The organism is Streptomyces sp. NPDC002680 (assembly GCF_042889145.1).
Taxonomy (GTDB): domain Bacteria; phylum Actinomycetota; class Actinomycetes; order Streptomycetales; family Streptomycetaceae; genus Streptomyces; species Streptomyces adonidis.
Window position 1 is genome coordinate 539865 of record NZ_JBIAQP010000003.1, and the last position, 26326, is coordinate 566190.

The 26326-nt window shown below is 69.9% G+C and carries 24 protein-coding genes; 16 read left to right on the top strand and 8 right to left on the bottom strand.

The window, feature by feature from the left end:
* Positions 1-51: 51 nt before the first annotated feature.
* Both ACFYXF_RS12095 and ACFYXF_RS12100 read left to right on the top strand, forming a co-directional pair.
* On the top strand, positions 52-900 hold the full coding sequence (locus ACFYXF_RS12095) for a helix-turn-helix transcriptional regulator (RefSeq protein ID WP_389349418.1): 849 nt from the start codon (positions 52-54) through the stop codon (positions 898-900).
* Positions 860-1069 carry a DUF397 domain-containing protein gene (locus ACFYXF_RS12100; RefSeq protein ID WP_389349419.1) on the top strand — a complete coding sequence of 70 codons (210 nt, stop codon included), beginning with the start codon at positions 860-862 and terminating at the stop codon, positions 1067-1069. Before ACFYXF_RS12095 ends, ACFYXF_RS12100 begins: the two co-directional genes overlap by 41 nt.
* Here ACFYXF_RS12100 and helR read toward each other — a convergent pair.
* The 3 genes from helR to ACFYXF_RS12115 form a co-directional block, all read right to left on the bottom strand.
* The gene (gene helR / locus ACFYXF_RS12105) at positions 1053-3260 is read right to left on the bottom strand and encodes an RNA polymerase recycling motor ATPase HelR (RefSeq protein ID WP_389349420.1); all 2208 of its coding nucleotides are present in this window, start codon (positions 3258-3260) and stop codon (positions 1053-1055) included. The two genes, ACFYXF_RS12100 and helR, sit on opposite strands and share 17 nt — an antisense overlap.
* A gap of 4 nt (positions 3261-3264) precedes the next feature.
* Positions 3265-4497, bottom strand: a complete 1233-nt coding sequence (locus ACFYXF_RS12110; RefSeq protein ID WP_389349421.1) for a glycosyltransferase — start codon at positions 4495-4497, stop codon at positions 3265-3267.
* 112 nt (positions 4498-4609) lie between these two features.
* The gene (locus ACFYXF_RS12115; RefSeq protein ID WP_389349422.1) at positions 4610-4900 is read right to left on the bottom strand and encodes a hypothetical protein; all 291 of its coding nucleotides are present in this window, start codon (positions 4898-4900) and stop codon (positions 4610-4612) included.
* A 215-nt stretch (positions 4901-5115) separates the two neighbouring features.
* On the opposite strand from ACFYXF_RS12115, the gene ACFYXF_RS12120 reads away from it, so the two are divergent.
* The 10 genes from ACFYXF_RS12120 (at position 5116) to ACFYXF_RS12165 (ending at position 17569) form a co-directional block, all read left to right on the top strand.
* A complete protein-coding gene (locus ACFYXF_RS12120; RefSeq protein WP_389349423.1) occupies positions 5116-6636 on the top strand; it encodes an NCS1 family nucleobase:cation symporter-1 in 1521 nt (506 codons plus the stop codon).
* Between the two features lie 78 nt (positions 6637-6714).
* Complete coding sequence (locus ACFYXF_RS12125) at positions 6715-7269, top strand: Uma2 family endonuclease (RefSeq protein ID WP_389349424.1); 555 nt, start codon at positions 6715-6717, stop codon at positions 7267-7269.
* A 163-nt stretch (positions 7270-7432) separates the two neighbouring features.
* A complete protein-coding gene (locus ACFYXF_RS12130) occupies positions 7433-9691 on the top strand; it encodes a hypothetical protein (protein ID WP_389349425.1) in 2259 nt (752 codons plus the stop codon).
* A 277-nt stretch (positions 9692-9968) separates the two neighbouring features.
* Complete coding sequence (locus ACFYXF_RS12135; RefSeq protein ID WP_389349426.1) at positions 9969-11312, top strand: tetratricopeptide repeat protein; 1344 nt, start codon at positions 9969-9971, stop codon at positions 11310-11312.
* Positions 11313-11391: 79 nt separating this feature from the next.
* On the top strand, positions 11392-12429 hold the full coding sequence (locus ACFYXF_RS12140; protein WP_389349427.1) for a permease: 1038 nt from the start codon (positions 11392-11394) through the stop codon (positions 12427-12429).
* Positions 12426-13166, top strand: coding sequence for a TIGR03943 family putative permease subunit (locus tag ACFYXF_RS12145; RefSeq protein ID WP_389349428.1), 741 nt, complete (start codon positions 12426-12428; stop codon positions 13164-13166). The genes ACFYXF_RS12140 and ACFYXF_RS12145 overlap by 4 nt, the downstream gene beginning before the upstream one ends.
* An 83-nt stretch (positions 13167-13249) precedes the next feature.
* Complete coding sequence (locus ACFYXF_RS12150) at positions 13250-13867, top strand: RNA polymerase sigma factor (RefSeq protein WP_389349429.1); 618 nt, start codon at positions 13250-13252, stop codon at positions 13865-13867.
* A complete protein-coding gene (locus ACFYXF_RS12155) occupies positions 13864-14532 on the top strand; it encodes a hypothetical protein (RefSeq protein WP_389349430.1) in 669 nt (222 codons plus the stop codon). The genes ACFYXF_RS12150 and ACFYXF_RS12155 overlap by 4 nt, the downstream gene beginning before the upstream one ends.
* A 127-nt stretch (positions 14533-14659) precedes the next feature.
* Complete coding sequence (locus ACFYXF_RS12160) at positions 14660-16723, top strand: TerD family protein (protein ID WP_389349470.1); 2064 nt, start codon at positions 14660-14662, stop codon at positions 16721-16723.
* Positions 16724-16825: 102 nt separating this feature from the next.
* Positions 16826-17569 (top strand): GAF domain-containing protein, encoded by a 744-nt coding sequence (locus ACFYXF_RS12165; RefSeq protein ID WP_389349431.1) that lies wholly within the window; start codon positions 16826-16828, stop codon positions 17567-17569.
* A gap of 30 nt (positions 17570-17599) precedes the next feature.
* On the opposite strand, the gene ACFYXF_RS12170 is transcribed toward ACFYXF_RS12165, so the two are convergent.
* A complete protein-coding gene (locus tag ACFYXF_RS12170) occupies positions 17600-18544 on the bottom strand; it encodes a hypothetical protein (RefSeq protein WP_389349432.1) in 945 nt (314 codons plus the stop codon).
* Between the two features lie 149 nt (positions 18545-18693).
* Between ACFYXF_RS12170 and ACFYXF_RS12175 the strand changes: the two genes are divergently transcribed.
* Positions 18694-19698: a nucleoside hydrolase gene (locus tag ACFYXF_RS12175; RefSeq protein WP_389349433.1), complete on the top strand. Its 1005-nt coding sequence runs from the start codon at positions 18694-18696 to the stop codon at positions 19696-19698.
* Positions 19699-19892: 194 nt separating this feature from the next.
* Here ACFYXF_RS12175 and ACFYXF_RS12180 read toward each other — a convergent pair whose 3' ends face one another.
* Positions 19893-20846 carry an LAETG motif-containing sortase-dependent surface protein gene (locus tag ACFYXF_RS12180; RefSeq protein ID WP_389349434.1) on the bottom strand — a complete coding sequence of 318 codons (954 nt, stop codon included), beginning with the start codon at positions 20844-20846 and terminating at the stop codon, positions 19893-19895.
* Positions 20847-21136: 290 nt separating this feature from the next.
* Here ACFYXF_RS12180 and ACFYXF_RS12185 point away from each other — a divergent pair, with 290 nt between their 5' ends.
* Positions 21137-22858, top strand: a complete 1722-nt coding sequence (locus ACFYXF_RS12185) for an alpha-amylase family glycosyl hydrolase (protein ID WP_389349435.1) — start codon at positions 21137-21139, stop codon at positions 22856-22858.
* A 6-nt stretch (positions 22859-22864) separates the two neighbouring features.
* On the opposite strand, the gene ACFYXF_RS12190 is transcribed toward ACFYXF_RS12185, so the two are convergent.
* Complete coding sequence (locus ACFYXF_RS12190; protein ID WP_389349471.1) at positions 22865-23551, bottom strand: DUF4142 domain-containing protein; 687 nt, start codon at positions 23549-23551, stop codon at positions 22865-22867.
* Between the two features lie 176 nt (positions 23552-23727).
* Here ACFYXF_RS12190 and ACFYXF_RS12195 point away from each other — a divergent pair, with 176 nt between their 5' ends.
* Positions 23728-23922, top strand: coding sequence for a hypothetical protein (locus ACFYXF_RS12195; RefSeq protein WP_389349436.1), 195 nt, complete (start codon positions 23728-23730; stop codon positions 23920-23922).
* 106 nt (positions 23923-24028) lie between these two features.
* Here ACFYXF_RS12195 and ACFYXF_RS12200 read toward each other — a convergent pair whose 3' ends face one another.
* Together ACFYXF_RS12200 and ACFYXF_RS12205 are read right to left on the bottom strand one after the other, a co-directional pair.
* A complete protein-coding gene (locus tag ACFYXF_RS12200; RefSeq protein WP_389349437.1) occupies positions 24029-24373 on the bottom strand; it encodes an ArsR/SmtB family transcription factor in 345 nt (114 codons plus the stop codon).
* Between the two features lie 24 nt (positions 24374-24397).
* Entirely contained in the window at positions 24398-25213 is an 816-nt protein-coding gene (locus tag ACFYXF_RS12205) for an IclR family transcriptional regulator (RefSeq protein WP_389349438.1), read from the bottom strand.
* 235 nt (positions 25214-25448) lie between these two features.
* Here ACFYXF_RS12205 and ACFYXF_RS12210 point away from each other — a divergent pair, with 235 nt between their 5' ends.
* Complete coding sequence (locus ACFYXF_RS12210; protein WP_389349439.1) at positions 25449-26285, top strand: transporter substrate-binding domain-containing protein; 837 nt, start codon at positions 25449-25451, stop codon at positions 26283-26285.
* The last annotated feature ends 41 nt before the right edge of the window (positions 26286-26326 follow it).

Below are 26326 nucleotides of genomic sequence, written 5' to 3' on the forward strand. Positions count from 1 at the left end.
GCTACGTCGTGAATCCAACGACGCGAAGCGTCTGCTTGGGGGTGGCCCGCTGTGCCCAACATCCGCGAACTCGACCCGAGTGCCTCTCCACTGGACTACTTCGGCTTCGAGCTGAGGAGGAAGAGAGAGGAAGCGGGCCTGAACCAGGGGCAGTTGGGTGCGTGCATCTTCTGTACGGGGTCGCTGGTGGGCCAGATCGAGACGGCGAGGAAGGTTCCGACCAGGGAGTTCGCGGAGCGCGTGGATGTGGCGCTGGGGACGGACGGGGAGTTCGGGCGCTTGGTGGGGCTGGTTCTACGGAGCCAACTCCCGCACTGGTTCCAGGCGTACGCGGAGATGGAGGCGAGGGCCACATTCATCTCCACGTACCAGGCTCAGTTGGTGTACGGCCTTCTACAGACCCCGGAGTACGCGCGGGCGGTGCTCGGCGTACGGAACGAGGCGGACCTCGACGCGAGGGTGGCCGCTCGGATGGAGCGGCAACGGGTCCTGGCGCGGGAGCAACCGCCGGTAGCGTGGGTGGTGTTGGACGAGGCGGTGCTGCACCGGCAGATCGGCAGTCGCGAGATCATGCACAACCAACTCGCGCGCCTGTTGGAACTGCCTGCGGACGGCTGGACCCAGGTGCAGGTGCTTCCCTTCGAGGCTGGTCAACACCCCGGATTGATGGGCTCGTTCAACCTCCTGCGCTTTGACGACGACCCCGACATCGTCTACACCGAGGACTTCGTACAGGGGCACATGACTGCCAACCCGGACACGCTGAGGGAAGGCTTCCTCCGTTACGATCATTTGAAGGCCGCCGCCCTCTCCGTGGAGGCTTCGGCCGAGCTGATCGCTCGTGTGATGGAGGAGCGTTATGGGCACCAGCCAGGACCTGTCGGCAGCGCGTTGGCGTAAGTCGTCATACAGCGGCGACACCGGCGGCGACTGCGTCGAAGTAGCCGCAATAGCCCCCCGTACTCCCCTGACCCCCCACATCGCGATCCGCGACTCAAAGGCCCCCGACCTGGGCGCTCTCACGCTCACGCCGGAGGCCTTCGCCGCGTTCGTCAATGGGTGCTGCTGAGGACGACGAGTTGCTGCGTCGCCCGAGTCATCGCGACGTAGCGATCCACCGCTCCCTCGATCCCCTCGCCGAACGACTCCGGGTCGATGACGACCACGAGGTCGAATTCGAGCCCCTTGGACAGCTCCGGGGTGAGTGACCGCACCCGGGACGTCGCTTCGTACCCGGGGTCACCGATGACGCACGCGATGCCGTCCGCGTGTGAGTCGAGCCAGGTGTCGAGGACCCCGTCCAGGTCGGACACCGAACCGTGGACGACAGGAACCCCGCCGCTACGGATGGACGTAGGCACATTGGCGTCGGGGAGGGCGGCCCGGATGACAGGCTCGGCCTCCGCCATGATCTCTTCAGGCGTCCGGTAGTTGATGCTGAGCGAGGCCATCGTGACGCGGTCAAGACCAACCCGTTCGAGCCGCTCCTCCCACGACTCCCTGAACCCGTGCCGGGCCTGCGCGCGGTCCCCGACGATCGTGAAACTCCGCGACGGGCACCGCAGAAGCAGCATCTGCCACTCCGCGTCGGTCAGTTCCTGCGCCTCGTCCACGACGATGTGCGCGAACGGACCGGCGAGCAGGTCCGGGTCGGCGGTGAGCAGTTCGGACTCGTCGACGAGGCTGACCTTGGCATCCTGGCCGCGCAACATCCGCACCAGGCCGACCCCCTCGTCCCCGTCGGCGCCGGAGGCGGACGCCGCGTCGATGAGGTTGTCGACGACCTGGTCCATACGCTCACGCTGGGCGGCGAGGACGGTGTCGTGGCGCCGCTTGCGCCGGGCCGCCTCGGGGTCGCCGAGCCGCTGCCGGGCCGCGTCGAGGTACGGCAGGTCGGACACCGTCCAGGCGTGGGCGTCCGCGCGCTGGAGGGTCCGTACGTCATCGGGGCTGAGCCAGGGCGCGCACATCCGCAGATAGGCGGGGACCGACCACAGGTCCCCGACCACATCGCTCGCTTCGAGGAGTGGCCACGCGCGATTGAAAGCGGCGAGCAACTCACCGTCCCCCGCAAGGGACTTGCGCAGCTGGGCGGGCGAGACGCCGAGGTCGTTGTCCGGGTCGGCCTCCTCGTGCTTCTCGGCGAGGATCGTGAGGAGTTCCTCCCAGACCTGGTCGCGGGCCTCGTTGTGGGGCACACCGGGCGCCGATTCGAAGGCGACGGCCCAGTCACCGGCGGTCAGCCGGATGTCGGACCAGGGGGTCGAGACCGTGAGTCCCCGGGTCGGCGGCTCCTCGTAGAAGGTGACCGCCTTCTCGATGGCCCTCACCAACTCCACGGACGACTTCAGCCGGGCCACGTCCGGATCGGCCTCGACCGCCGCCGACGCCCCCTCGTCGACGAGATCCCGCAGCGTGCAGGTCTGTACGCCCTCCTCGCCGAGGCTGGGCAGGACATCGGCGACGTACGCGAGGTAGGGCCGATGCGGACCGACGAAGAGAACCCCGCCGCCACGGCGCTGATGACCGAGACGGGGATCGGCGTAGAGGAGATAGGCGGACCGGTGCAGCGCGACGACCGTCTTACCAGTGCCCGGCCCACCGTCGACGACGAGCGCACCGCGCGACCCGGCGCGGATGATGGCGTCCTGGTCGGCCTGGATCGTGCCGAGGACATCACGCATGCGCGGCGAACGATTCCCGCCGAGACTGGCGATGAAGGCGGACTGGTCGTCGAGGGCGGCGGAGTGCTCGTCGAACTCGCCCGCCGCGAACACCTCGTCCCAGTAGTCGCTGATCCGGCCGTCGGTCCAGCGGTACCGGCGCCGGCTGGCCAGCCCCATCGGGTTGCCATGGGTGGCCCCGAAGAACGGCTCGGCGGCGGGCGAACGCCAGTCGAGCAGCAGCCGACGCCCGCTGCTGTCGGTGAGGCCGAGCCGTCCGACGTACAGGGGCTGCTCGGGATCGTCCGCACTGACCATGTTGCCGAGGCAGAGGTCGAGCCCGAAGCGGCGCAACGCGCGCAGCCGACTGGTGAGTTGATGGATCTCGGTGTCCCGGTCCATGGCCTCGCGCCCGGTGCCGCCGGGCGCCCGACGCACGATGTCGAGCCGATCGGAAAGCTCGGCGATCGTCTGCGCCAGACACTCCGCGACGGCGGCGAAGTGCCGCTCGTCGCGGGAGATCAGCTTCGGGTCGGCTTTGGCGGAGAGACGCTCGGGAAGGTCGAAAGCACTGGTGGCGGCGGTCAGAGGTGTCACTGGATCAGCTCCGATCCGAGTCGAGCAGCAGCTTCGCGGCGACGGCCGCGCCGTCGGTACGGACGGTGGGGGCGAGGGCGGTGGCCCGCGTACGGGTCTCGGGGTCGAGGGCGATGCGGAGCGCGGCGGACAGGGACTCGAAGGTCGGCGTGGGACCGTCGTGCACGGCCCCGATGCCCAACTCGGCGATCCGGGCGCCCCAGTAGGGCTGGTCGACGAGCTGCGGCACGATCACCTGGGGCGCACCGGCCCGCGCGGCCGTGGTCGTCGTACCGGCGCCACCGTGGTGCACGACGGCGGCCGTACGGGGGAACAGGGCTTGGTGGTTGACATCGCCGACGACGAAACAGTCGTCCTGCTCGTCGATGAGCCCGAGGTCGGCCCACCCGCGCCCCACGAGCACACGCCGCCCCTGCGCACGCACGGCCTCGACGGCGACGCGGCCGACATCGCTCGCACCCCGCATGGGCATGCTGCCGAACCCGACGTACACGGGCGGTTCACCACCATCGAGGAACGCCAACAGGTCGTCGGACAGGGGCCGTTCGTCGGGAAGAAGCCACGCACCGGTCTGCACGACGTCGAGGTCGGAGGGCCCCTTTTGCTGCTGTGGCCAAGGGGCGAGCACCGGATCGGCGGCGAGCAACGGCCGCCCGGTGAAGACATGCCGGACGATGTCGTCGACGACGGCCTGCCCGACCGCCCGCCGATGGGAGTTGATACCCGGCCCGTACAGAAGGCCGAAGTTCTCGGAGTTGATCTCCCAGAGCACCCGGTTGTCGGTCTCGTCGGCCGGGAAGGGCCGCCCGGGCAGCGCGTGCGGCCTGTGGTGGAGGGACGGCAGCATGGTCGGAAAGTAGGCCACGTACGAGAAGGGAACGCCGAGCTTCTCGGCCACGGACCGGGCGGCGGCCACCGCCGGAACGAGCCCGGTGGCCACGACGGCGTCGCACCCCTCAGCCCCCGCGAGTACCGCCTCGTACTGTGCGACGGTCAACGCGGCGGCGCGCTGGGGCAGGCCCTCCGGCGCCATGGGAGCCGCCCCGGTCACCACGGCACGCACGGGATCGGCGGCCGGCACGAACTCCACCCCGACCCCGGCCAGCAACTTCGCGAACTCCTCGTCGGAGGGCGCACACACCCGAACCTCGGCACCGAGCGCGCGCAGCGCGACGGCGAGCGCGGCCATCGGCTGGACATCCCCGCGAGACCCATAGGTGGACAGCAATACACGCACTTCGAGACTCCCCGTTTCCGCAGTTCCACGGCTTAGACCGGAGATTCTGCGGGACAACGGGGGCCTTGCCGCAAGCCCCCCTGTGCGCTATACCTTGAGTATGGCAAGGGGTTCAGAACTCCTTGCCTTTGCTTTTTTCCCGCCCCCTCGACCGGAAGCGGGCGAAGATCCAAAGCAGCCCGCAGGAGAAGAGCACGCCCCCGACCAGGTCGAGCAGGGCATCCGCCGGCTTCTCGACGGAGAACCCGAAGCAGAGCGCGATCAACGCGAACACGAACCTCAGAACCGCGCTGCCGAGAAGCATGAAGGCCACGAACGCGAGCGGGACCTCGTGCCAACTCGTGCGCGCCCTTGGCCACTTCATGTCCCGCCGCTCCTCGTCGTCGTCTTCGTCTTCAGCCATGGCGTTCCTGGCCCAACCTTTTCCTGATCGCGTCCCCGTGGCGATGTAGCAGGGTACGACGACCGGGCGTCGATCGATACGACCCCGTTTCGTTCAGCGGAAAAGAACTTCCGTTGACGGGTCGGTTACGTCTGCGGCATTTGGGAGAAACACCCTGCACGTTCTCTTTACGCCATCCGGCGCCATCGTGGCGACCCGCGCAGGAAGAGAACGCGATGACGGACACGGACAGAGACGCGGAGGGCACGGACACCAAGTCCGCGCCGATCGCGACGCCGCTCCCGGAGGGCTACTCCCCCCGGCTCTACAACGAGGACCTCGCCCCGGCCACCGAGCGCAAGTGGGGCGCGTTCAGCATCTTCAACGTGTGGACCTCGGACGTCCACAGTCTGTACGGGTACTTCCTCGCCGCGAGCCTGTTCCTGGTCGCCGGTAACACCTTCAAGTTCCTGATCGGCATCGGTGTCGGATCGCTGGTCATCTACTACCTGATGACGCTGATCGGAAAGGCGGGCGTGAGGACGGGCGTCCCGTACCCCGTCCTGGCCCGCGCTTCGTTCGGCACCTTCGGCGCCAACGTGCCCGCGCTCGTCCGGGCCGTGGTCGCCACCTTCTGGTACGGCGCCCAGACCAGCGCGGCGGCGGGCGCGATCGTGGCCTTCCTGATCCGCTACGACGGCCCGAAGGACCTGCACGAGACGACCCGCCTGTTCGACCACAGCGGCCTGGAGGTGATCTGCTACCTGGCGGTCTGGGCAGCCCAGTTGCTGATCATCAGCAAGGGGATGGAGACGGTCCGCCGGTTCCAGGACTTCGCGGGCCCGGCGGTCTGGCTGATGATGCTGGTCCTGGCCGTCGCACTGTCCGTCAAAGCCGGAACCCTCTCCTTCTCGGTGGACATGCCGGCCAAGGACCTGGCCGCGCTGGCGAAGAACGCGACGGGCCTGGACGTGACGCCGGGTTCGTTCGCCGCGATCGCGGCCATCGCGGCGACCTGGGTGACGTACTTCGCCGCGCTGTTCCTGAACTTCGGCGACTTCGCCCGCTTCACGCCGGACGAGAAGACCCTCAAGAAGGGCAACGTCTGGGGCCTGCCGGTCAACCTGATCCTGTTCTCCCTCGTAGCGGCGCTGACAACGGCCTCCGCCAGCAAGGTGTACGGCGAGGTCATCCTCGAACCGGCCGCGATCTCCGCGAAGTTCGACAGCGCGTTCCTGGTCCTCCTGGCCGCCCTGACCTTCGCGGTGGCAACGCTCGGTATCAACGTCGTCGCCAACTTCGTGAGCCCGGCCTTCGACTTCGCGAACGTGGCGCCGAAGCACATCAGTTTCAAGCGAGGCGGCCTGATAGCAGCAGTGATCGCCCTGCTCCTCTACCCCCTCCACCCCTGGGACAACGCCCCGAGCTTCGTCAACGCCATCGGCTCGACGATGGGCCCGATCTTCGGCGTGGTCGTCGTCGACTACTACCTCCTCCGCAAGGCCCAGCTGAACGTCCCCGACCTCTACAAGGAGGACGGCGAGTTCCGCTTCCAGGGCGGCTGGAACATACGCGCCTTCGCGGCGGCGGCAGTGGGCGCGATCTTCTCCAGCATCCTCCCGACGTACGGCCCGTCCGGCTACGGGGCGGCACTCGGCCCGTACTCCTGGTTCATCGGGGTGCTGGTCGCGGGGACGATCTACTTCGGGGCGAGCGGAGGGAAGAGCCCGCTGACGGGTGCGCGCTCGTCCGAGTGACGGTTCCGAATTCCGTATCCGACCCATCGCTCAACTCTGGGACAGTCGCGCTGAACGAGGGCGAAGGAGACCTGTGCCATGGTGACGGCGGAGCCGGGCATCGCGCAGGCCTTCGAGCTGTTCAGCGCGGCGGCCCCAGAGGGCTGGCGCGTGGAACTGGTCGAGGGGGAGATCTGCGTGTCGCCGCCCGACAAAGGGGTGCACGCGGAGATCGTGTCGGAGCTCACCGGGCAGGTCATCGACCGCCGGGTCGACCCGTCTCTGCGTACGTACACGGGCATTGGCCTGAAGATCCCCGAAGTCGCTGGCGGTGGCCGTGTCCTCCCGGACCTGACCGTCGCTCCCAAGAGCAGCTTCGACAACGAGGACGTATGGCAGGACCCCTCTGCCGTCCTCCTCGTCGCCGAGGTCACCTCGACCTCGACCGCCGCGCGTGACCGTGACAAGAAGATCCTTGGGTACGCCCGTGCCGGTATCCCCGTCTACCTGCTGATCGATCGGGAGGAGGGCGAGGTCCTGGTGTACTCCGAGCCCTCGGGCGACGACTACGCCAAGAGTCTGAAGCACAAGCTGGGCTTGACCGTGCCCTTGCCCGCGCCCCTGGGGTTCGAGCTGGACACGGCGGAGTTCTGAGTGCGGGCGCGGTGCCGTTGCCGCTCCGCTCGCCGCCTTCAATCAGCGGACCAATCAACCCAGTTATGGAGTTGCGCCTCCGGCGGATGCTCTCATTGGTCTCATGCGCAGATGGGGGGCCAGCCGCGCCGGCTGGTGGCTGCTTGTCATGGTTGCCGTCGGTGTGTCGGCGGTGTCCTGGGCGGCCCGCCTGCTCCCGGACTGGGTGGGAGCGGCGCTGATCGCTCTGGGGGCGGCGGTCGGTGCGGTGTTGTCGCAACGCGGCAGGCAACTCGTCGACGAGGGCGCACAACATGCCCTGGAGATGAGAGAGAAGCTGCTGCGCGACCGGCGTGGCCGGGTGCCGAGGACCCGTGACGTCGATGACTTGATCGCGATCGGCGTTCACCCCGTGGCTCCTGGCGGGGACTCCCGTACGAACGCTGCAAGGGTCACTCCGTTCGTACGCCGGGACCGGAGTGACGAGATCGAGGTCGCGCTCCGCACGCACGACTTCGTACTGATCGTCGGAGAGTCGACCGCAGGCAAGTCACGAGCGGCTTTCGAAGCCGCGCAAGCGGTACTTCCCCAGTACGCGTTCATCGCGCCCGATCCCGCCGATCGGACGTCGCTGCGGGCCGCGACCGCCGCGATCCAGGGAGAGCGCAGTTCCGTTGTCTGGCTCGACGACATCGAGCGGTATCTCGGGGCCGACGGCCTGACCCCGCATGCTCTGCGAAAGATGACACGGCCGGGAACAGGGCGCCAGATCGTCGTTCTCGGAACGATCAGAGCGCAGGAACGAGCACGGTACAGCGGTATGCAGGACATGGCGACGGAATCAACCGGCCACTTCGATCAACGGTCCGGAAGAGACGTCCTCTTGCTGGCGCATGAAATCCGACTCGATCGGAAGTGGACGGCCGGTGAGGTGGAACGAGCACGCGGGCTCAGGCGGGACGGACGCATCGCTCAGGCGATCGGCAGCTCCGGGCGATACGGCATCGCGGAGTTCCTCACCGCAGGTCCTCAGCTGCTGACGGCCTGGCAAGACGCGTGGGCTCCGGAAGGACGGCACGCACGCGGAGCCGCGCTCGTCGCCGCGGCGGTCGAAGCACGTCGCGCGGGGTGGACCCAGCCGCTCCCCATGGCACTCCTGCGCGACCTCCACGAACGGCATCTCGCGGCGCGCGGCGGGCCCGCACTGCGGCCGGAAAGCTGGGAAGAGGCGGTGACGTGGGCGACCACCCCGCTGTACGCCACCAGCAGTCTGCTCATCCCCACGGATGGGTCCGGGGACTCCCACTACGTGTTCGACTATCTGCCGGACGCGGTCGGCGCCGCCTCTCAGGAGATCCCCATTCGGGAGGACACCTGGGCGCGGCTGATCGCAGAGGCCGATCCGGACACATGTGAGGCCATCGGCTGGGAGGCGATCAACCACGCGAGACACGCGGCTGCCCAAGACGCTTTTCAAAGGGCGCTCGACGCAGGCGTGATCACTGCCGCGATCGGACTCGCCGCAGTTCTGGGCCAGGCGAGGCAGATGGCGGAGGCGTGCCGAATCCTGCGCACAGCTTTGCAGTCCGTCCCGTCCGATGCCGACCCTGAGGTCCCCTTGTCACTCCGGTGGGAGCTGTCTTGGTGGACCGGAGGGGCCGGCAACGAGGAGGAGGCCCTCGCCCTGACGAGAGCCATCCATATGGAGTGCCGGAGCAGGTATGGGGATGAGCACAGAGATACTCTCCGCGCCGCGCTGAGCGTCGCTCGATGGACCGGCCACACCGGCCGGACGGCCGAGGCACTGAGATTGGCACTCGAAGCGCAGCAGCTCTCCTCGCGGTTGCTCGGACCCGACCACAGCATGACCCTGGGCTGCCGGTTCGAGGTCGCGGCATGGACGTCGGACAACAGCCGGGCGGCTGAGGCCGCTCGGCTCTGGGGCGAGCTGGACCGCGATGCGCACAGGCTGCTGGGAGCCCACAACAGACTCGCGAACGACACTCGCTGGAACCGTGCCGCCGCGGTGGCGAAAGTTGGCGATACCGCACTCGGGCTGCGCCTTCTCGCCAGTGTCGTCGAAGGCCGGGCTGCCATTTACGGTGATGACCACCCGTGGACCTTGGCCGGCCGCCTTCAACTGTCCGGACGGACCGGCGAGACCCAACAGTGGGATGCGGCGCTGGAACTCTCCGTCGCCGTCACCTCGGACAGCGCGTGCGTACTGGGGCACGGCCACGTGCTCACCCTCGCCGGGAGGCATCAGCAAGCTCTCTGGACTGCTCGGTCGGGTCGACCTGACGACGCGGCCGAGCAGTTTGCGGCGTTGCTCACCGACTGCGAGCAGTTCCTTGAGCCGAACCACGCACTGACCGAGGACTGCCGGGCGCAGATTGTCCGGCCAGGACACTCAGTCTGGTACTACGTACCGCCGTCATGGTGATGATTCCGCTGGCGAGGCAGCGCTCCAAGGAGCGCCCACAGCCGGCTCACGCGGCTCCGCCGCCCGTGCCGGGCCCGCGTTCGCTGCGATGATGAGTGTGGCGGCGGCGACGATCGCCGCGCAGATCGCTCTGGTGTGTGAGAGCACGGCAACCTCGCAACAACAGCGATGACAGCGGTAACCAGCGATAACAGCGCTGTATTAAGCGCGTTTAATCTGTGGCTTAACGTAGAGCTTGACGGACCTCAACGGCAAGTAGGCGCAGGGGAGTTGGGCGATGGCGGAGCGCGACGACCCGGAAGTCATCGGGCGCAGGGTGCAGCGGCTGCGTATCGAGCAGGGGCTGACGCAGAGGCAGTTGGCGGAGCCCGCCTACACCCCCGCGTACATCTCCACGCTGGAGGCGGGACGCGTGCGGGCCTCCGACGAGGCGCTGCGGCACATCGCCGAGCGGCTCGGGGTGGCGTACGAGGAGCTGGTGACCGGGCGTCCGGCCCATCTGGCCACGGATGTTCGGCTCCGGCTGACCGACGCCCAGCGCACCCTCGCCACCGGCGAGACCGAGGCGGCGGCCAAGCAGTACGGGGAGCTGAGGGAGGAGGCCGTGCGGCTCGGGCTGCTTCCCGAGGAGGCCGCCGCGCTGCTCGGGCTCGGCGAGTGCGGGGTGGAGACCGGTGATCTCGCCGCCGCCCAGGAGTACTTCGAGCTGGCCGAGCGGTGTCTGGCCGATGGGCCGCTCACCGGGAGGGTGCCTGCCTTGCGAGGGCGGGCCGTCGCCCACTATCTCGCCGGTGAACTCCGTTATTCCGTATACCTTCTTGAGTCCACCATCGATGAGTTGAATCGAAGTGGGCTGCACGACCCGGATGCGTTGCTGCCGCTCTACGCCAGCTCCATCGCCCCCTACATGGACATGGGCGCCCATGCCCGGGCCGCCCAGGCCGCCGAACTCGCCCTCGCGCTCGCCCCGCAGGTGAGCGACCCGGCGCTGATCGCCCGTATGCACCGGCAGGTCGCCCGGACGATGCTCGCCGAGGGGCGGTACGCGGAGGCCGACGCCTCGCTCGCGAAGGCCTCCGAGCTGTACCGGCAGCTCCAGATCCGTACCGAGCTGGCCAACTGCCACTGGATGCGTGGGTATTTGTACGCCCAGCAGGGCGAACTCGCCCGCGCGGAGAGCGAGTTGCGGGAGGCGCAGGCCATGCTCTCCGCCAAGCGCGCCGCCCTCTACAGCAGCCAGGTCGCGGTCGAGCTGGCCGACGTACTCCACCGGCGCGGCAAGTCCGACGAGGCGGCGGCGCTGCTGCACGACGTACTCGGGGACTTCTCGTCGGAGCGCGGCGCCATGCACTCCGCCGCCGCCCACCGGCTCCTCGGCATCATCGCCGAGGACGCCCGGGACACCGAGAAGGCGGAGGAGCACTACGTCCGCGCCCTGAGCGTGCTGGAGCGGGCGGGCGCCGCCGGTGACCTCGCCGACCTGTGCCGGCTGCTCGGCGATCTGCTGCGCCGCACGGGGCGCGTCGAGGCCGCGCTCGACGCCTATCGGACGGGACTGGGCCACCGTACGGCCCCCGGGACGACCACCCTCGGGCCCGCGCCCGCACAGCCTCCTCTTTGACGAAGACTGGGTGGCGCACAGTCCCGGGGGTTAGCCTGCGGCCGGACCTCTGCACATTTCACCGGGACGGTACGAGCGCGTGGACAGCGAGCACGGCGGCGGGTACGGCCAGTACGGCGGCGGGACCCGTGTGGTCGACGGGCTGCGGTTCGCCGTCCGCGCGCTCGCGTACGCCGTCGTCGCCGGGCTCGCGCTGATCGTCATCGCGACCGTCGCCTCCGTCCTCGGACCGACCCTCGCCCTCGACCTGTACACACCCGCCGTGGCCGCCTGGTGGACGGTGTTCACGGCGGTCGTCGTCCAGGCGGTGCCCTTCCTGCTGCTCGGCACGGTGGTGTCGGCGGCGATCGCGGCCTTCGTACCGGAGAAGGTGTTCACCCGGCTGCTCCCGCGCAACCAGGCGCTCGCCGTGCCCATCGCGGGCGCCGCCGGGGTCGTACTCCCGGGGTGCGAGTGCGCGTCCGTGCCGGTCGCGGGGAGTCTGATGCGGAGGGGCGTGGCTCCGGCCGCGGCACTCGCCTTTCTGCTCTCCGCCCCGGCCATCAATCCCGTGGTGCTCGTGGCGACCTCCATCGCCTTCCCCGGCCAGCCGGACATGGTGCTCGGACGGCTCGTCGCCTCCCTCGCCACGTCGGTGATCATGGGCTGGCTGTGGGCGCGCTTCGGGCGCGACGAATGGCTGCGGAAGCCGACCTCGGCCGGCGGGTCGGCGGACTCCGGCTGGCGGGGCTTCCTGCCCGGACTCCAGCACGACTTCCTGCACGCGGGCGGCTTCCTGGTGCTGGGCGCGGGCGCGGCGGCGACCTTCAACATCGTCGTACCGAGATCCGTGCTCGACGTGTTCACCGGCTCGCCCTGGCTGTCCGTACTGCTGCTCGCCGTACTGGCGGTGGTGCTGTGCGTGTGCAGCGAGGCGGACGCCTTCGTGGCGGCCTCGCTCAGCGGCTTCTCGCCCACGGCCCGGCTCGCCTTCATGGTGGTCGGCCCGATGGTCGACCTGAAGCTGTTCGCCCTCCAGGCGGGCACCTTCGGCCGGTCCTTCGCCGTCCGGTTCTCCTCGGCGACGTGGGTGGTCGCGGTCGCCAGCAGTGTCGTCGTCGGGTGGTGGTTGCTGTGAGGCGGTACGGGGCTGCCGTGCTGTTGCTGCTCACGGGCGGGGCGGTGCTGCGGATCTCGCTGTTCAGCGAGCTGTATCTGCGGTACGTGCAGGTGGGGTTGCGGCCTTACCTGGTGGTGTCCGGGGTTGTGCTGGTGGTGTTGGGGGTCGTGGCCGCGGCTGCCGTGGCTCGGGGGCGCGGCGAGGACGAGCACGACCAGGATCACGATGAAGACGACCACGGACACAGCCACGGGTATGGCCACGGGCCCCGGATCGCCTGGCTGCTCACCCTCCCCGCCCTCGCACTGCTCCTCTTCCCGCCCCCCGCCCTGGGCTCGTACAGCGCGGACCGGGAGGCGGCGCGGCAGGCCGCGCAGGGCGTGGGCGCGTTCCCCGCGCTGCCCGCCGGGAATCCGCTGCCGCTGACGGTCGGCGAGTTCAGCTCGCGCGCGATCTTCGACAGCGGGCGGTCACTGACGGGCCGTACCGTCAGCCTGACCGGCTTCGTCACCCACGGGGACGACGGCACCTGGTACGTCACCCGCCTCCTCGTCTCCTGCTGCGCGGCCGACGCGGCGGCGGGCAAGGTCGAGATCCGCGACGCCGACGCCCCGGTGACGGACACCTGGGTCACGGTCACCGGGACGTGGGTGCCGAAGGGCAAGCTGGGCTCGGACGCGGCGTGGCCGCCGGTGCTGGACGCGGGGTCGGTGAAGAAGGTCGCGGAGCCGTCGAACCCGTACGAGAAACGGTGACTGTCACTTGGAACCGACACCGACGTAACTGAGCGACGGTGAAAGGATTCCACGGGTGCCGGACAAGGCAGGTCGTGGAATCCATGACGGAGACGGAACAGAGGGCGGCCCGGGACCAGCGGGCCCGCTTCGAGGCGCTGGCGCATGTCGTGACGGAGCCGCTGCACCGCTATCTGCTGCGGCGCGCCGACGCCGACCAGGTCGACGACATCCTCTCGGAGACGCTGCTGGTGCTCTGGCGCAGGATCGAGGACGTACCGGGGCTGGAGGCGCCGGGGCACGCCCTTGACCCGGACGCCGTACTGCCCTGGTGCTACGGCGTGGCCCGTGGCTGCCTCGCCAACGCCCGCCGCGCGGACCGGCGCAGACGCTCACTCCTGGAACGCCTGACGTGGACGGCGTCGGGCACGGCGAGGGAGCGAGGGGAGACAGGGGACCCCGACCACACCGCGCTGCACGCGGCGCTCGCCCAACTCCGCGCGCTGGACCGGGAGGTGGTCCTCCTGTGGGCGTACGAGGAGCTGACCCCGAGCCGGATCGCCGAGGTGACCGGCCTGAGCGCGAACGCAGTGAGCATCCGACTGCACCGCGCGAAAAAGAGACTGGCGGCCCAACTGGAGCGAAAGACCGCCCCACGCCCCGGACATGAGACGGACGAAGGACAAGAAACCGGAACCGGAAACGGAAGGAGCAGTCGATGAACGACGACGAGTTGCTGGCCCACCTGAAGGCCACGGACCCGGCACTGACCTCGAAGGCTCCGCGACCCGACGTCCCCCGTCTTGTGGAGGCCACGATGAGTACGAGTACAAGTACAAAGGCGACTGAGGCCAAGAGCCCGGTACGAGGAGTGCCGCGCCGCCGCCTCGTACCGGCGATGGCGTTCACCGCACTGCTGCTGATGGTGGGAGGCGGTGTGACCTGGGGCGTCGCGCGGGGCGGAGAGGGTACGGCGGACAAGGCGGGGGCAGGTGCGGCGGCGGAGGGCGGTCAAGTGCCCGGGCTTCAGCCCCAGACCCTGATCCTCGCGGACGGCGACTCGGCGGCGGTGAAGTGCGCGGCGCCCACGCCCGACCTCCTGCGCCGCCACGACCTCGCCTTCGAGGGCACGGTGACGGCCGAACAGGGCGACCTCGTCGTCCTCCGGGTCGACCACTGGTACCGCCTCGACCCCAACCTGGCCAACCCTTCCCACGAGGTCCGCCTCAGCAGCGACAGCGGCAACTCGGAGGCACCGGACTTCCCGCTCGGCGCCCACTACCTCGTCACCGCCGACAGCATGAACGGAATCGTCCCGATCTGCGGCGGCACGACCGAGGCGACGGACGAGGCGAGGGCCATGTTCCGAGAGGCTTTCGAGAAGTAGGGGATAGCGGCCTCTTCCTGTCATTTGGGGTCGTTGGTCGCTGTACGGCGCTAGGGTTCCCTTGATGCGCGATGTGTGGTGCGCGTCACATGTCACTGCGGTGCATCCGGGGGGCCTCATGCACGAGATGGTCAAGGGCGCCAACGTCGGTCTGTCGGCGCTGAGTGATGACGTCGGCTCGGTGATGGTGCGGCTGAGTTGGAGCAGTCCGTCCGGGGAGGGCGACGCGGATGTGTCCGTCCTGCTGCTGACCGCCGACGGCAAGGTGCGTGGCGACGGGGACTTCTACTTCTACAACAACCCCGTCGCCGCCGACGGCAGTGTGCAGTTGCTGGGCAAGGCGCCCACGGCAGACGGCAACGAGGACCGCATCACCTTCGATCTGACGGCGATCGCGGACGACGCCGAGCGGATCGTCGTCGCGGCCAGCCGCTACGAGGGCGCCCGCTTCTCCGACCTGCACGACCTGTGCCTGACGCTCGCGGACGGCGCCGGGGAGAGCCTGCTGCGCTTCTCCGTCGAGAATCCCGGCGAGGTGAGCGCCCTGCTCTTCGGCGAGTTGTACCGGCGGGGCGGGGACTGGAAGTTCCGGGCGATCGGCCAGGGCTACGAGTCCGGACTCGCGGGCCTGGCAACGGACTTCGGGGTCGACATCGACGACGAGGCGGAGGCGGACGCGGAGGCACGCGCGGAGGTGGAGGCGGAGGTGCAGGGTGGCGAGCCCCTGCCCGCCGCCATCCCCACGCAGGCGACGAGCGAGCGTCCCGCGGAGTCCGTACCGGCGGATCGACCGGTACCGCCCGTGTCCTCCGTACCGCCGGATCAGCCGGTCGCCAAGGCCGCCGCCCGCCCCCGTACCGCGAAGAAGAAGGTCACCCTGCCCAAGGTGGCCAAGAAGTCCCTCGCCGAGAACGACTCCTGGCGGGTGGCGCGGCTCTTCCCCGCCTCCGCCCTCAAGAGCGACCGCGAGCGCGAGACCCGGGCGACCTCCGTGCTGCTGTCGGTGATGACCCAAGTACCGGAGTTCGGGCGGCGGTTGACGGCGGCGTTCGGGGCGCCGTCCGGCCGGATGGAGACGTTCACGGAGGTCTCGCTTCCCCACGGCGACACCCCGCGCCGCCCCGACGGTGTGATCCGGGTCGAGCGGGCCGGCAAGCTGTGGACCGCGCTCGTCGAGACGAAGACGAACGGCAACTCCCTCAAGCCGGACCAGGTGCAGGCCTACGCGGACATCGCCACCCGGCGCGGCTACGAGGCCGTCATCACCCTGTCCAACGACGTCGAACTCGACGGCAGCCCGCTGGTCGAGGTCAAGATGGACGGCCGGCGCAAGCACAAGGTCGCCCTCTGGCACCTCTCCTGGGCCGAAGTCGCCCACCAGGCCCAGATGTTGATCCGCCACGAGGGCGTCGGCAACGCGGCGCACGCCTGGCTGCTCCAGGAACTGCTGCACTACCTCCAGCACGAGAACTCCGGCTGCCACGGCTTCCAGAACATGGGCCCCGCCTGGGTCCCCGTACGCAACGGCATCGACGACGAGACCCTCTGCCAGGGCGACTCGCGCGCGGTCGACGTCGTCGAGAGCTGGGAACGGCTCGTCCGACAGGTGTGCCTGCGGCTCGGCGGCGAACTCGGCCAGAAGGTACTGCCCGTGCAGCGCGCGAAACGCGGCAGCGACCCGCGCACCCGCCGCGCCGCCCTCGCCGACCGGCTGTGCGCGGAGGGCCGGCTGGAGGCCGAACTCCGGATCGACGGCACCCCCGGCATCCTCGCCCTCTGCGCCGATCTGCGCACCGGCAAGCTGCGTACGTCCATCGAGATCGCGGCGCCCGAACAGGGCTACCCGCTCACCTGGTCCAAGCGGCTCGTACGCCAACTGTCCGACGCCCCGGCCGACTTGCACGTCGAGGCACTGCTCGTCGGCCAGGCGCCCGGCCCACGCGGCACCCTCGAACGCCTCCGCCCGGAACCGGCCGACCTGCTGCCCAAGGAGGGCACACCGATCACCGGCTTCCGTCTGTCCCTCTTCCGCGGCATGGGCAACACCCGAGGCAACGCCGAGTCCGGCTTCATCCGCAGCGTCGACGAATCCGTGGACCGCTTCCACGCCCACGTCGTCGTCCACCTGGACCGCCGTACGGCGTCTTCCTCCTCCGCGTCCCGTGCGCGGGAAGCGGTCGCCGCCGGCTGAGCGACGGTTCTGCAACGTACGGTAATGGTCTTGATGCTGCGTGTACGTGGCGTAAAGGTGCCGTCCTGGGTACTCGGAACCTCCGAAAGGCCCAGGGAGGCGATGGCCGTGCGATTCGGGGACGGTCGGAGCGGTGGACCGGGTGACGGTCGGAGCGACGGCCGGGCCGCCGAGACCATCGTCGAGCGTGTGCGGGACTCCCGGCCCGGGGAGATTCCCGCGCGGCTGTGCGCCGTGGCCGTCGAACTGCTGCCGGTGACCGGCGCGAGCGTGTCGCTGCGCGCCGACGGCGTGCCCCTGCGGCTGACCGCAACCGACGACCTCGCCGCCCAACTCGCCGACATCCAGGTCACCTTGGGCGACGGCCCCTGCCCCTGCGCCGGCGCCTCCGGTACCCCCGTGCTCGCGTCCGACCTGACCTCCGGCCGGGACGCGCGCCGCTGGCCGGTCTTCGCCCAGCAGGCGACGGCGGCGGGCGTCCGCGCGGTGTACGCGCTCCCGCTCGGCAGCGACCGGGTCTGCGTGGGCACCCTGGACCTCTACCGCGACACCGCCGGCGAGCTGACCTCCGACGAGCTGCGGACGGCCGGATGCGTGGCGAGGCTGGTGACGGTGTCGCTGACGGACCTGTCCCGGACCGCCCGGCTCGACGGACGGGACGGGCTGGTGGATCTGGCCGACCACGACGAGATCCACCAGGCCGCCGGGATGATCATGGCCCAGCTGGGCATCGGCGCGGACGACGCCCTGGCCCGCCTCCGCGGCCACGCCTTCGCCCACGGCCGCACGGTCCTGGTCGTGGCCCGGGAGGTACTGGGGCGACGGAGGCGCCTCGACAGGGAGTGAGGAGGAGTAAGAGGAGTCAGGGGACGCGGGTCAGTACACGTCCTGGTCCTCCGCGTCCTGGTCCGTCTCTGTGTCCGTCTCGGGCTCCTGTACGTCCTCCTGAGCCTGCTCCCGGTCCGGCGTCTGTGTCGGTGTCGGAGTCGGGCTCTGGCCCTGCACCGGGGTCTGCGGCGGGGTCGACGTCTCGTTCCTGGTCTGCTTCAGGCGTTCGGCGCCCACCTGGAGCGCGTGGACCGTGTACTCCGTGCGGGGCTCGGTCAGGCCGCCGTTGGTGACGAGGATCGCGTCGTCGCCGACCCGTACGGCGGCCAGATCCAGGGTGAGCGTCGCCGGGGCGCCGTCCAGCTCGCCCCTCGTCGCCAGCCGCAGGCCCTGCCTGGCCTCCCCCGCCTCCGGCAGCCCGACCTCGGTGACCCGCACCTCCTGCTTGGCGCCGCGCGGGCTCGTCGCCGTGAACCGCGCGCACTTCTGCGGCATCGTCTTCAGCCAGGCGAGCCCCTTGTCCACGTCGGCGCGATGGGCGGCGGTGACCTGGTAGCGGAGCTGGCCGCCCTCGTCGTAGTCGTCGAACCCGGCGACGGCCCGGGCGCCCGTCGGTTCGCCCAGCAGCTCCTCCGTGTACACGGCGTCGAGGAGGCGTCCGCAGTCGGCGTTGTCCGTCGTCGCCTTGAGCAGCGCGTCCCGCCAGAGCGCCGCGCCCTCGGTACGGGTCCACGGCGCCCCGAGATCGGCGTCGGTGAGGAGCGCGCTCTGCGCCTGGACGTCGGTGAGGGCCGGGGGAGCGGTCGCCGCCTTCGCGATCGGGGCCGAGGCCTTCGGGGAGGCGGCGGCGGGTCGGGCCTGCCGGCGTTCCGTGGTGTCCCCGGCACCGCCGTTCCCGTCGTCGTGCATGCACGCGGCCATCGTGAGCAGGGTGACCGTCCCGAGGACCGAGGCGAGCAGACGTACCGCACGGGGAGAGGGCCGACGGGTCATCAAGGGGTTCCTCCAGAAGGGCCGGTACGTCGGATTCCTCCTCCGACGGCACCATCGCCCGCGCACTCCCACCAGCGGGCCGGGCCGTACGGGTGACTCGCCCCAAGGGCCACGTGGCAGCCTGTGCAGCCGGGAAAGGAGCCCTCACAGTGACGACCGCCCAGCCCATCCACCTTGCCGAGCAATCAAGTTCAGCCGAGCCCATCCCAGTCATCATCGACTGCGACACCGGCGTCGACGACGCCCTGGCCCTGCTCTTCGCCGTACGCCACCCGGGACTCGACCTCCGCGCGGTCACCTGCGTCGCCGGGAACACGGACGTCGACCAGGTCGTACGCAACACCCTCACCGTCCTCGACCGGGCCGGCGCCCCCGACCTGCCCGTCGCGCGCGGCGCCGAACGGCCGCTGATCGAGCCCGCGCGGCCCGCCTCGCATGTGCACGGACGGGACGGCATGGGCGATCTCGGCCTGCCCGCGCCCACCACCCGTACCGCCGTCGACGTGGACGCGGTGACCCTGCTGCGCCGCGAGATACTCGGCTCGCCCCGCCCGGTCACCCTCATACCGACCGCGCCGCTCACCAACATCGCCCTGCTGCTGCGTACACACCCCGAGGTGACCCGCAACATCGAGCGGATCGTCTTCATGGGCGGCGCGGTGGCCACCGGCAACGCCACGCCGGTCGCCGAGTTCAACGTGTGGCACGACCCGGAGGCCGCCGCCGTCCTGCTCACCGCCGGGGTGCCGATCACCATGTACGGCCTGGACGTCTTCCAACGCGTCGTCGTACCGGCCGCCGACGTCCAGCGACTGCGCACGAGCACGGAACCCGGCGCGAGCCTCGCCGGCGAACTGCTCGCCCACCGAGACCCGGCCGCCTCCGGCGACCCCACCCCCACCGGCGGCCTCGGCGACGCGGGAGCCGTCTGCGCGGTAGCCGACCCACCGGGCCTGACCACCAGCCTCCTCCCGGTAGAGGTCTCCCTCACCCCCGGCCCAACCCGAGGCCAGACGGTCGTAGACCGCAGGCGCCGCCACGGAGAGTCCGAGATCCACCAAGGCACCCGTGAACAGGCCCTGGTGGACGTGGGGTTGGACGTCGATGTGAACCGCTACGTGAAGCTATACCTGCAGACGATCGAGACCCGATAGGGCGGGGCGGCAGCCCCCGCCCTAGGGGCGCGGGGAACTGCGCGACCAGCCCCCACCAACCCGCAGACACCCACCCACGTTTCCCCCCACCCCCCGACCCCACCCACTCACCGCCACCGAAAACGACACCGGCCCTGGCACCGCTCACGAGGAGCGGCACCAGGGCCGACGTACTCAACCACTACCAAGTCGGACTAGGCACCGGCGCGAGCCGACTTCCGCCGCTTCGTCGCGACGACAATCGCCGCCCCACCGATCAGCAGCGCAGCCGCACCCCCCGCGATCGGCCCGGTCGCACTGCCACCGCCCGTCTCGGCCAGCGGCGGCTCGGAGGCGTCCGGGCTCGTCGGCGTGGCCGGCGGGGTGGACTCCGGCACCGACTCGGACGGCGTCGGCGTCGACGGCGTCTCGGAGGCGGGCGGGGGCGTCTCGGACGCAGGCTCGGAGGGAGTCGGCGTACCCGGGGTCTCCTCGGCCGGAGGCGTCGGCGTCGGGCTGCCCGGGGTCTCCTCGGCCGGCGGAGGCGTGCTCGTGGTCGTGCAGTCCTTCGTACCGCCGTTCCAGGCGGCGATCAGCAGGTCCTTGATGACCGGACGGTCCGGACCCTTGGGCAGCTCGCCGTGCTCGAAGCCGTCGTTGGCGCCGATCTTGCCGTCGAACTTGGTCTTGCCCCGGTACAGGTCGATCTGCGCGTAGCAGCCCGCGTCCGGCACCGCGATGTCGAGCGAGTCGGTCTGGCCCTGCTTGACCGTCACGGTGTCGAAGTCGACGAAGACCTGCTCGCCGGAGGTGCCGAAGGTGGCGCCGTGGGCGAGGTAGGAGGCGAGGGAGGCGGTGCAGGTGCTGGCGTCACCGGCGGTGCGGACCTGGATGTGGACCTTGCCGTCGTCGGTCGGCTTGAGGTTCTGGTCGTCGACACGGACCGAGTCGAAGAAGTTCTTCCCGTCGAGGGAGAACTGGCAGCGGTCGGTCTCGGTCTTCGTGCCCGCGCCGGCGCCGGGCTTGTAGCCGCCGGTCTTGGCACCCCAGCCGTCACCGCCGGGCGTACCGGTGGCCCAGGCCCCCGAGGCCGAGGCCGCGCACAGGGCGAGCGCCGCTGCGCCCGTCCCCAGCAGGCGCAGGGCGGTGACACGTCTCGCTATGGACATGCGGATCCCGTTCTTCGCGTGGGCGAGAACCCGGGCACGGCGAGAGGGCAGCACGTTGCGGCCGGGCCGTACCGGGGGAGTGTGGTCGTAGGAACGCCGGGCCCATTGGTCAAATGCGCCACAGCGTTCGCACATCGTCGATCTTGCGGACCGGAGTGTCAACTCAGGGAACTGCAAAGGGCGTTCGCGGGTCATCACAAATCCACCACACAAGGAAGGATGTGTTCCGGGGGCGCGTGCGTTCACCTTCCCGGCGAATTGGACAGGGTTGGGCTTGTCGTGGTCCGCCCATGGACCACCGGTCACATCAAGCCGCAGCAAGGAGACAACGAGTGCCCGAACCGACTCCGGACCTTTCCTCCCGGGACCCCGACTGGTGGCGCCAGGCCGTCGTCTACCAGGTGTATCCGCGCAGCTTCGCCGACGCCGACGGCGACGGACTGGGTGACCTGAAGGGCATCACCCAGCGCCTCACCCACCTCGCCGCCCTGGGCGTGGACGCCCTCTGGCTCAGCCCCTTCTACCCCTCCGAACTCGCCGACGGCGGCTACGACGTCGCCGACTACCGCGATGTCGACGCCCGCCTGGGCACCCTCGACGACTTCGACGCCATGGTCGCCGAGGCCCACCGGCTCGCCCTCAAGGTCATGGTCGACATCGTCCCCAACCACACCTCGCGCCGGCACGTGTGGTTCGAGGAGGCCCTGCGCTCGGCGCCCGGCTCCCCGGCCCGCGACCGCTACGTCTTCCGCGACGGAAGGGGCGAACACGGCGAACTCCCGCCCACGGACTGGCAGTCGGTGTTCGGCGGCAGCGCGTGGAAACGGGTGGAGCCGGACCAGGCCCCCGACGGCCAGTGGTATCTGCACCTCTTCACGCCCGAACAGCCCGACCTGAACTGGGCCAACGAAGAGATCCGGGCCGACTTCCGCACCACGCTCCGCTTCTGGTCCGACCGGGGCGTAGACGGCTTCCGCATCGACGTCGCCCACGCCCTGGCGAAGGACCTGGACGTCCCGCTGCGCGACCTGGGCGCCCCGGAGCTGAGCGGCGAGGCGGCCCTCGCCACCCTCCCGCCCGGCACCCACCCCTTCTTCGACCGCGACGAGGTCCACGAGATCTACCGCGACTGGCGCAAGATCCTCGACGCCTACACCCCGCCCCGCATGGCGGTCGCCGAGGCCTGGGTCCCGGGCGCCCGCCGCGCCCTGTACGCCCGCCCGGACGAACTCGGTCAGGCCTTCAACTTCGAGTACCTACAGGCAAGTTGGGATGCGACCGAGCTGAAGCAGGTGATCACGGACTCCCTCGCCACGGCCCGTTCGGCGGGCGCGTCGGCCACCTGGGTCCTCTCCAACCACGACGTCGTACGCCACGCCTCCCGCCTGTCGCTCCCCCCGGGCACCGACCCCAACACCTGGCTCCTGTCGAACGGCACCGCCCCACCGGTCGACGAGCGGGCAGGCCTGCGCCGCGCCCGAGCGGCCACACTCCTGATGCTGGCGCTGCCCGGTTCGTCGTACGTCTACCAGGGCGAGGAACTGGGCCTCCCCGAGGTCGCCGACCTGCCCGCCGAGGCCCTCCAGGACCCGATCTGGGAACAGACGGCGCACACCAGCAAGGGCCGCGACGGCTGCCGGGTGCCGCTCCCCTGGACGACCACCGGCCCGTCGTACGGCTTCGGCGCGGGCGCGGCCTGGTTGCCGCAGCCGCCGCACTTCGCGTCGTACGCCGTCCAGGCACAGGACGGGATCGAGGGCTCGACCCTGGAGCTGTACCGCACGGCCCTGACCCTGCGCCGCCGCCTGCTGGACGGCGAGGACCTGATCTGGTCGGCGGAACCGGCGCCCGGCGTCCTGGACTTCACACGCACGGACGGCTGGCGCTGCGTGACGAACCTGTCGGACGCGCCGGTCCCGCTTCCGCCGGGCGAGGTGCTGCTGAGCAGCGCACCGCTGGAGCCGGACGGTGGCCTGGGCCCGGACACGACGGTCTGGCTCGGTCAGGAGTAGGGGGCCTCACCCCGCTGTCGGACTCGGGGAAGCGTTCGGCGGCGGGGTGAGGACGACCGTCGGGGCGCCCGGCACCGGGACGGGCGGGGTGACGTCGGAGGCGGGCAGTTTCGGCGGGGTGGTCTCCTGGAAGAGCACCTGGTCGAAGTTGACGAGCCCGGTCTTCTCCATGACCGTGATGTGGTCCAGGACGGTGGTGTTGGCCTGGTCGGCGAGGGCGCGCACCAGCGTGTTCTTGGTGGTGGACCGAATCTTGGCGACGGTGTTGAAGATCGACCCATGGGTGACGCGCAGGATGTTGGCGAAGTCGGTGTCGAACTGCTTCCCCCTGCTGTCCGCGTTGAGTGTGTTGATGAACCCCTGCTGCTGCGGACTGGGCAGGTTGGGAATGGTGACCCCGAGTTGCGGAGCGATCTGCCGTACGGTCGCGTCGAGGGCGGCGTGTCCGGCGACGAGATGCTGTCCGGCGGTGACGACGGCCGGCGAGGTCCCCTTCGCGATGGCCATCTGCCCGACCGGGTACTCCCAGAGGCCCGCCGCCCGTACCTTCACGACGAAGTCCCGGTCGGCCTCCGTCAGTGGTCCTGTGGAGGTCTGGGCGATGATCCGCGAGGGCGAGCTGGACACGGTCTGGACGCCGAGCATCGCGGGATAGGCGAGCGCGGCCAGCGTCAGGCCCAGCGCGCCACCCACGACGAGGGTGCCGGTCGAGCTCCGGTTCAAGCGCACGTTGCCTCCTGTTGCGACGGGGGTCGTCGAGGAGGAGTACGGCTGTGGGGCCGCCCGGAACCTTTGCTCTCCGTAAGGCCTGCGCAAAAGGTGCGCCATGGCTGGCAGGATGTCGCGGGTCGTAGATGGAGGGGAAGAACATGACGATAGTTGTGCTGAGCGGCATTCTGGTGCTGGTCGTCGGGGGATGCGTGTGTGTCGTGTGGGCGGCCAGGGGTGGGCCGCGGTGGGTCCGGGTGGTGGCTCGCGTGACGTTGTTCGCGGGGGAGGTGGCCCGCAAGTCCGACTCGGGCCGGAAGTCGAACGACCAGACGGCGTCGACCGACAGCTCGTGAAGCTTTTTCGCCCCCGCCGCCCCTACCCGTCCCATCCTCGGGGGCTCCGCCCCCAGAAGGATGGGAACGGGTAGGGGCGGCGGGGGCGAGGAGAAGTCGGTGCGGGCTACGTCAGCAGGCGGCCCAGCGTTGTCATCACCGTTGGCTCGACGCGGTAGTACACCCACGTCCCGCGTCGCTCGGACGACAGCAGACCCGCCTCCCTGAGCTTCTTCAGGTGGTGCGAGACCGTCGGCTGCGAGACACCCACGTCGGAGATGTCGCACACGCACGCCTCACCCCCCTCGTGCGAGGCGACCAGCGAGAACAGCCGCAGTCGGACGGGGTCGCCGAGCGCCTTGAACATCACCGCCGTCCGCTCGGCCTCCTCGGCGGTGAGCGGGCGCTCCGTCAACGGCGGACAGCAGAGCGCGACCGTCACCGCACCCCCGGTACTCGGCATATTCGACATACGTCTATGTTCACACACGTCGAATCAGAGTTCAGGGCCCCGCCCGCCCAGACTCTCCGTGATCGCCGCCGTCGCAGCCGCCAGCAGCGCCCCCAGCTCGGGCAGCCGCTCGCGGCTGACACGGGCCGCCGGGCCCGAGATGCTCACCGCGGTCGTGACCTCGCCCTTGTGGTCGTACACGGGCGCCGCCACACACCGGATGTCCTGCTCGTTCTCGACGTCGTCGACGGCGTAGCCGCGCGCACGGATGAGGTCCAGCTCCTCGTGCAGACGCTCCGCGGTCGTGATCGTGGCCGGGGTACGGGCGGGCATGCCCGCGGCGATCACCCGCTCCACCGTGTCCTCCGTACCGTGGGCCAGGAACACCTTGCCGGTGGCGGTGCAGTACGCGGGCTGCCGGCTGCCCACGCGCGAGTGCATCCGTACCGCCTGCGGGCTCTCGACCTTGTCGATGTAGACGATCTCCGGCGGGTCGAAGGTGACGAGGTGCACGGTCTCGCCGCTGTCCTCGGCGAGCCGGTGCAGGACCGGTGACGTGATCTGCCGGGTGTCGCGGCGCTCCAGATACGCCTGGCCGAGCAGCGCGTTCTGCGGGCCCAGCCGGTAGCGGCCCGACTCGGGGTCCTGGTCCACGAGCCGCGCGTCCCGCAGCGGGGCGACCAGCCGCAGCACGGTGGACTTGCTCAGCTCAAGCCCGGCGGCGAGGTCGGTCAGCGTGACGCCGTGCGGATGGCCCCGGTCCTCGGCGAGGTGCATCAGGATGCCCAGCGCGCGCCGCAGGGAGGACGAGGCGTTGCGGCGGGCCGGGGATGTCTCGGAGGGGCCTGGTGTGTCGGTCACTCCCGCATCCTAGCGTGCTGCATAGCAAAACGGTATGTCACATATTGAAATCGCCCATTGACGATCGCGAATCCTCGGGGCTAACTTCTGCCCAACGTTCCGCATTCTGCGAAATGACGTTTTGCATAGCAAAACAAACTCATCGCTCAGCCCCACTTCTGGTGACCGTCGACGTTCGCCGCCCTCTTCGCTCTCCCCTGCCTCCCCCGTGCAGCCCTCCCCGAAGGGAACCCCGATGAGCCTTCGTCACCGTACCCGCCCGCTGATGGTGATTTGTGCCGGTGTGACCGGCGCCGCATTCCTCACCGCGTGCAGCTCCGCCTCCGGCTCCACCGGATCCAGTGCGGCCTCGTCCACACTCCAGACGGTCATCAAGCGCGGCACGCTGAACGTCGCCAGCTGTCTGACGTTCCCGCCGTTCGGCTCGCTCAGCCAGGACAACAAGCCCCAGGGCTTCGACGTCGACGTGGCCACCGCCATGGCCAAGGCGCTCGACGTCAAGGTGAAGATCGTCGACACGACGTCCGCCAACCGCATCCCCAACCTCCAGACCAAGAAGGTCGACGCGGTGGTCTGCAACTTCACCACCACCGCCGAACGCGCCAAGCAGGTCGCCTTCAGCGATCCCTACATCGTCGCGGGCGAGGTCATGCTGGTGAAGAAGAGCAGCGGCATCTCGACGCTCGCCGACCTCACCGGCAAGAAGGTCGCCGTCACCAAGGGCTCCACCAACGGCGACGCGGTCAAGGCCGGCAACGCCAAGGCCACCATCCAGGAGTACGACACCTCCGCCGCCGCCGTCCTCGCGGTCAAGCAGGGCCAGGCGGACGCCATGGTCGAGGACTCCAACTTCCTCAACTACCAGGCCAAGACCGACCCCTCCCTCAAGGTCACCAAGGACTCGGTCGTACCGCTGGAGTACAACGGCATCGGCGTCCAGGCGGGCGACCCGACCTGGCTCCAGTGGGTCAACACCTGGCTGCGCGAGTTCAACACCTCCGGCGAGGCCGCCACCCTCTACAAGAAGTGGTTCGGCGTAGAGCGCCCGTACCCCCTCAACCCCTCCTACTGAAGCCACCGCTGACCCGTTGACTCGTTGAGGAGGACCCCGAC

What these genes read in the sequence shown, in the direction of transcription:
- ACFYXF_RS12100 (WP_389349419.1), top strand. Translation starts at nt 860, where the DNA reads ATGGGCACCAGCCAGGACCTGTCGGCAGCGCGTTGGCGTAAGTCGTCA.
- ACFYXF_RS12115 (WP_389349422.1), bottom strand. Translation starts at nt 4,900, where the DNA reads ATGGCTGAAGACGAAGACGACGACGAGGAGCGGCGGGACATGAAGTGG.
- ACFYXF_RS12120 (WP_389349423.1), top strand. Translation starts at nt 5,116, where the DNA reads ATGACGGACACGGACAGAGACGCGGAGGGCACGGACACCAAGTCCGCG.
- ACFYXF_RS12125 (WP_389349424.1), top strand. Translation starts at nt 6,715, where the DNA reads ATGGTGACGGCGGAGCCGGGCATCGCGCAGGCCTTCGAGCTGTTCAGC.
- ACFYXF_RS12135 (WP_389349426.1), top strand. Translation starts at nt 9,969, where the DNA reads ATGGCGGAGCGCGACGACCCGGAAGTCATCGGGCGCAGGGTGCAGCGG.
- ACFYXF_RS12150 (WP_389349429.1), top strand. Translation starts at nt 13,250, where the DNA reads ATGACGGAGACGGAACAGAGGGCGGCCCGGGACCAGCGGGCCCGCTTC.
- ACFYXF_RS12155 (WP_389349430.1), top strand. Translation starts at nt 13,864, where the DNA reads ATGAACGACGACGAGTTGCTGGCCCACCTGAAGGCCACGGACCCGGCA.
- ACFYXF_RS12160 (WP_389349470.1), top strand. Translation starts at nt 14,660, where the DNA reads ATGGTCAAGGGCGCCAACGTCGGTCTGTCGGCGCTGAGTGATGACGTC.
- ACFYXF_RS12165 (WP_389349431.1), top strand. Translation starts at nt 16,826, where the DNA reads ATGGCCGTGCGATTCGGGGACGGTCGGAGCGGTGGACCGGGTGACGGT.
- ACFYXF_RS12170 (WP_389349432.1), bottom strand. Translation starts at nt 18,544, where the DNA reads ATGACCCGTCGGCCCTCTCCCCGTGCGGTACGTCTGCTCGCCTCGGTC.
- ACFYXF_RS12180 (WP_389349434.1), bottom strand. Translation starts at nt 20,846, where the DNA reads ATGTCCATAGCGAGACGTGTCACCGCCCTGCGCCTGCTGGGGACGGGC.
- ACFYXF_RS12185 (WP_389349435.1), top strand. Translation starts at nt 21,137, where the DNA reads ATGGACCACCGGTCACATCAAGCCGCAGCAAGGAGACAACGAGTGCCC.
- ACFYXF_RS12195 (WP_389349436.1), top strand. Translation starts at nt 23,728, where the DNA reads ATGACGATAGTTGTGCTGAGCGGCATTCTGGTGCTGGTCGTCGGGGGA.
- ACFYXF_RS12200 (WP_389349437.1), bottom strand. Translation starts at nt 24,373, where the DNA reads ATGTCGAATATGCCGAGTACCGGGGGTGCGGTGACGGTCGCGCTCTGC.
- ACFYXF_RS12210 (WP_389349439.1), top strand. Translation starts at nt 25,449, where the DNA reads ATGAGCCTTCGTCACCGTACCCGCCCGCTGATGGTGATTTGTGCCGGT.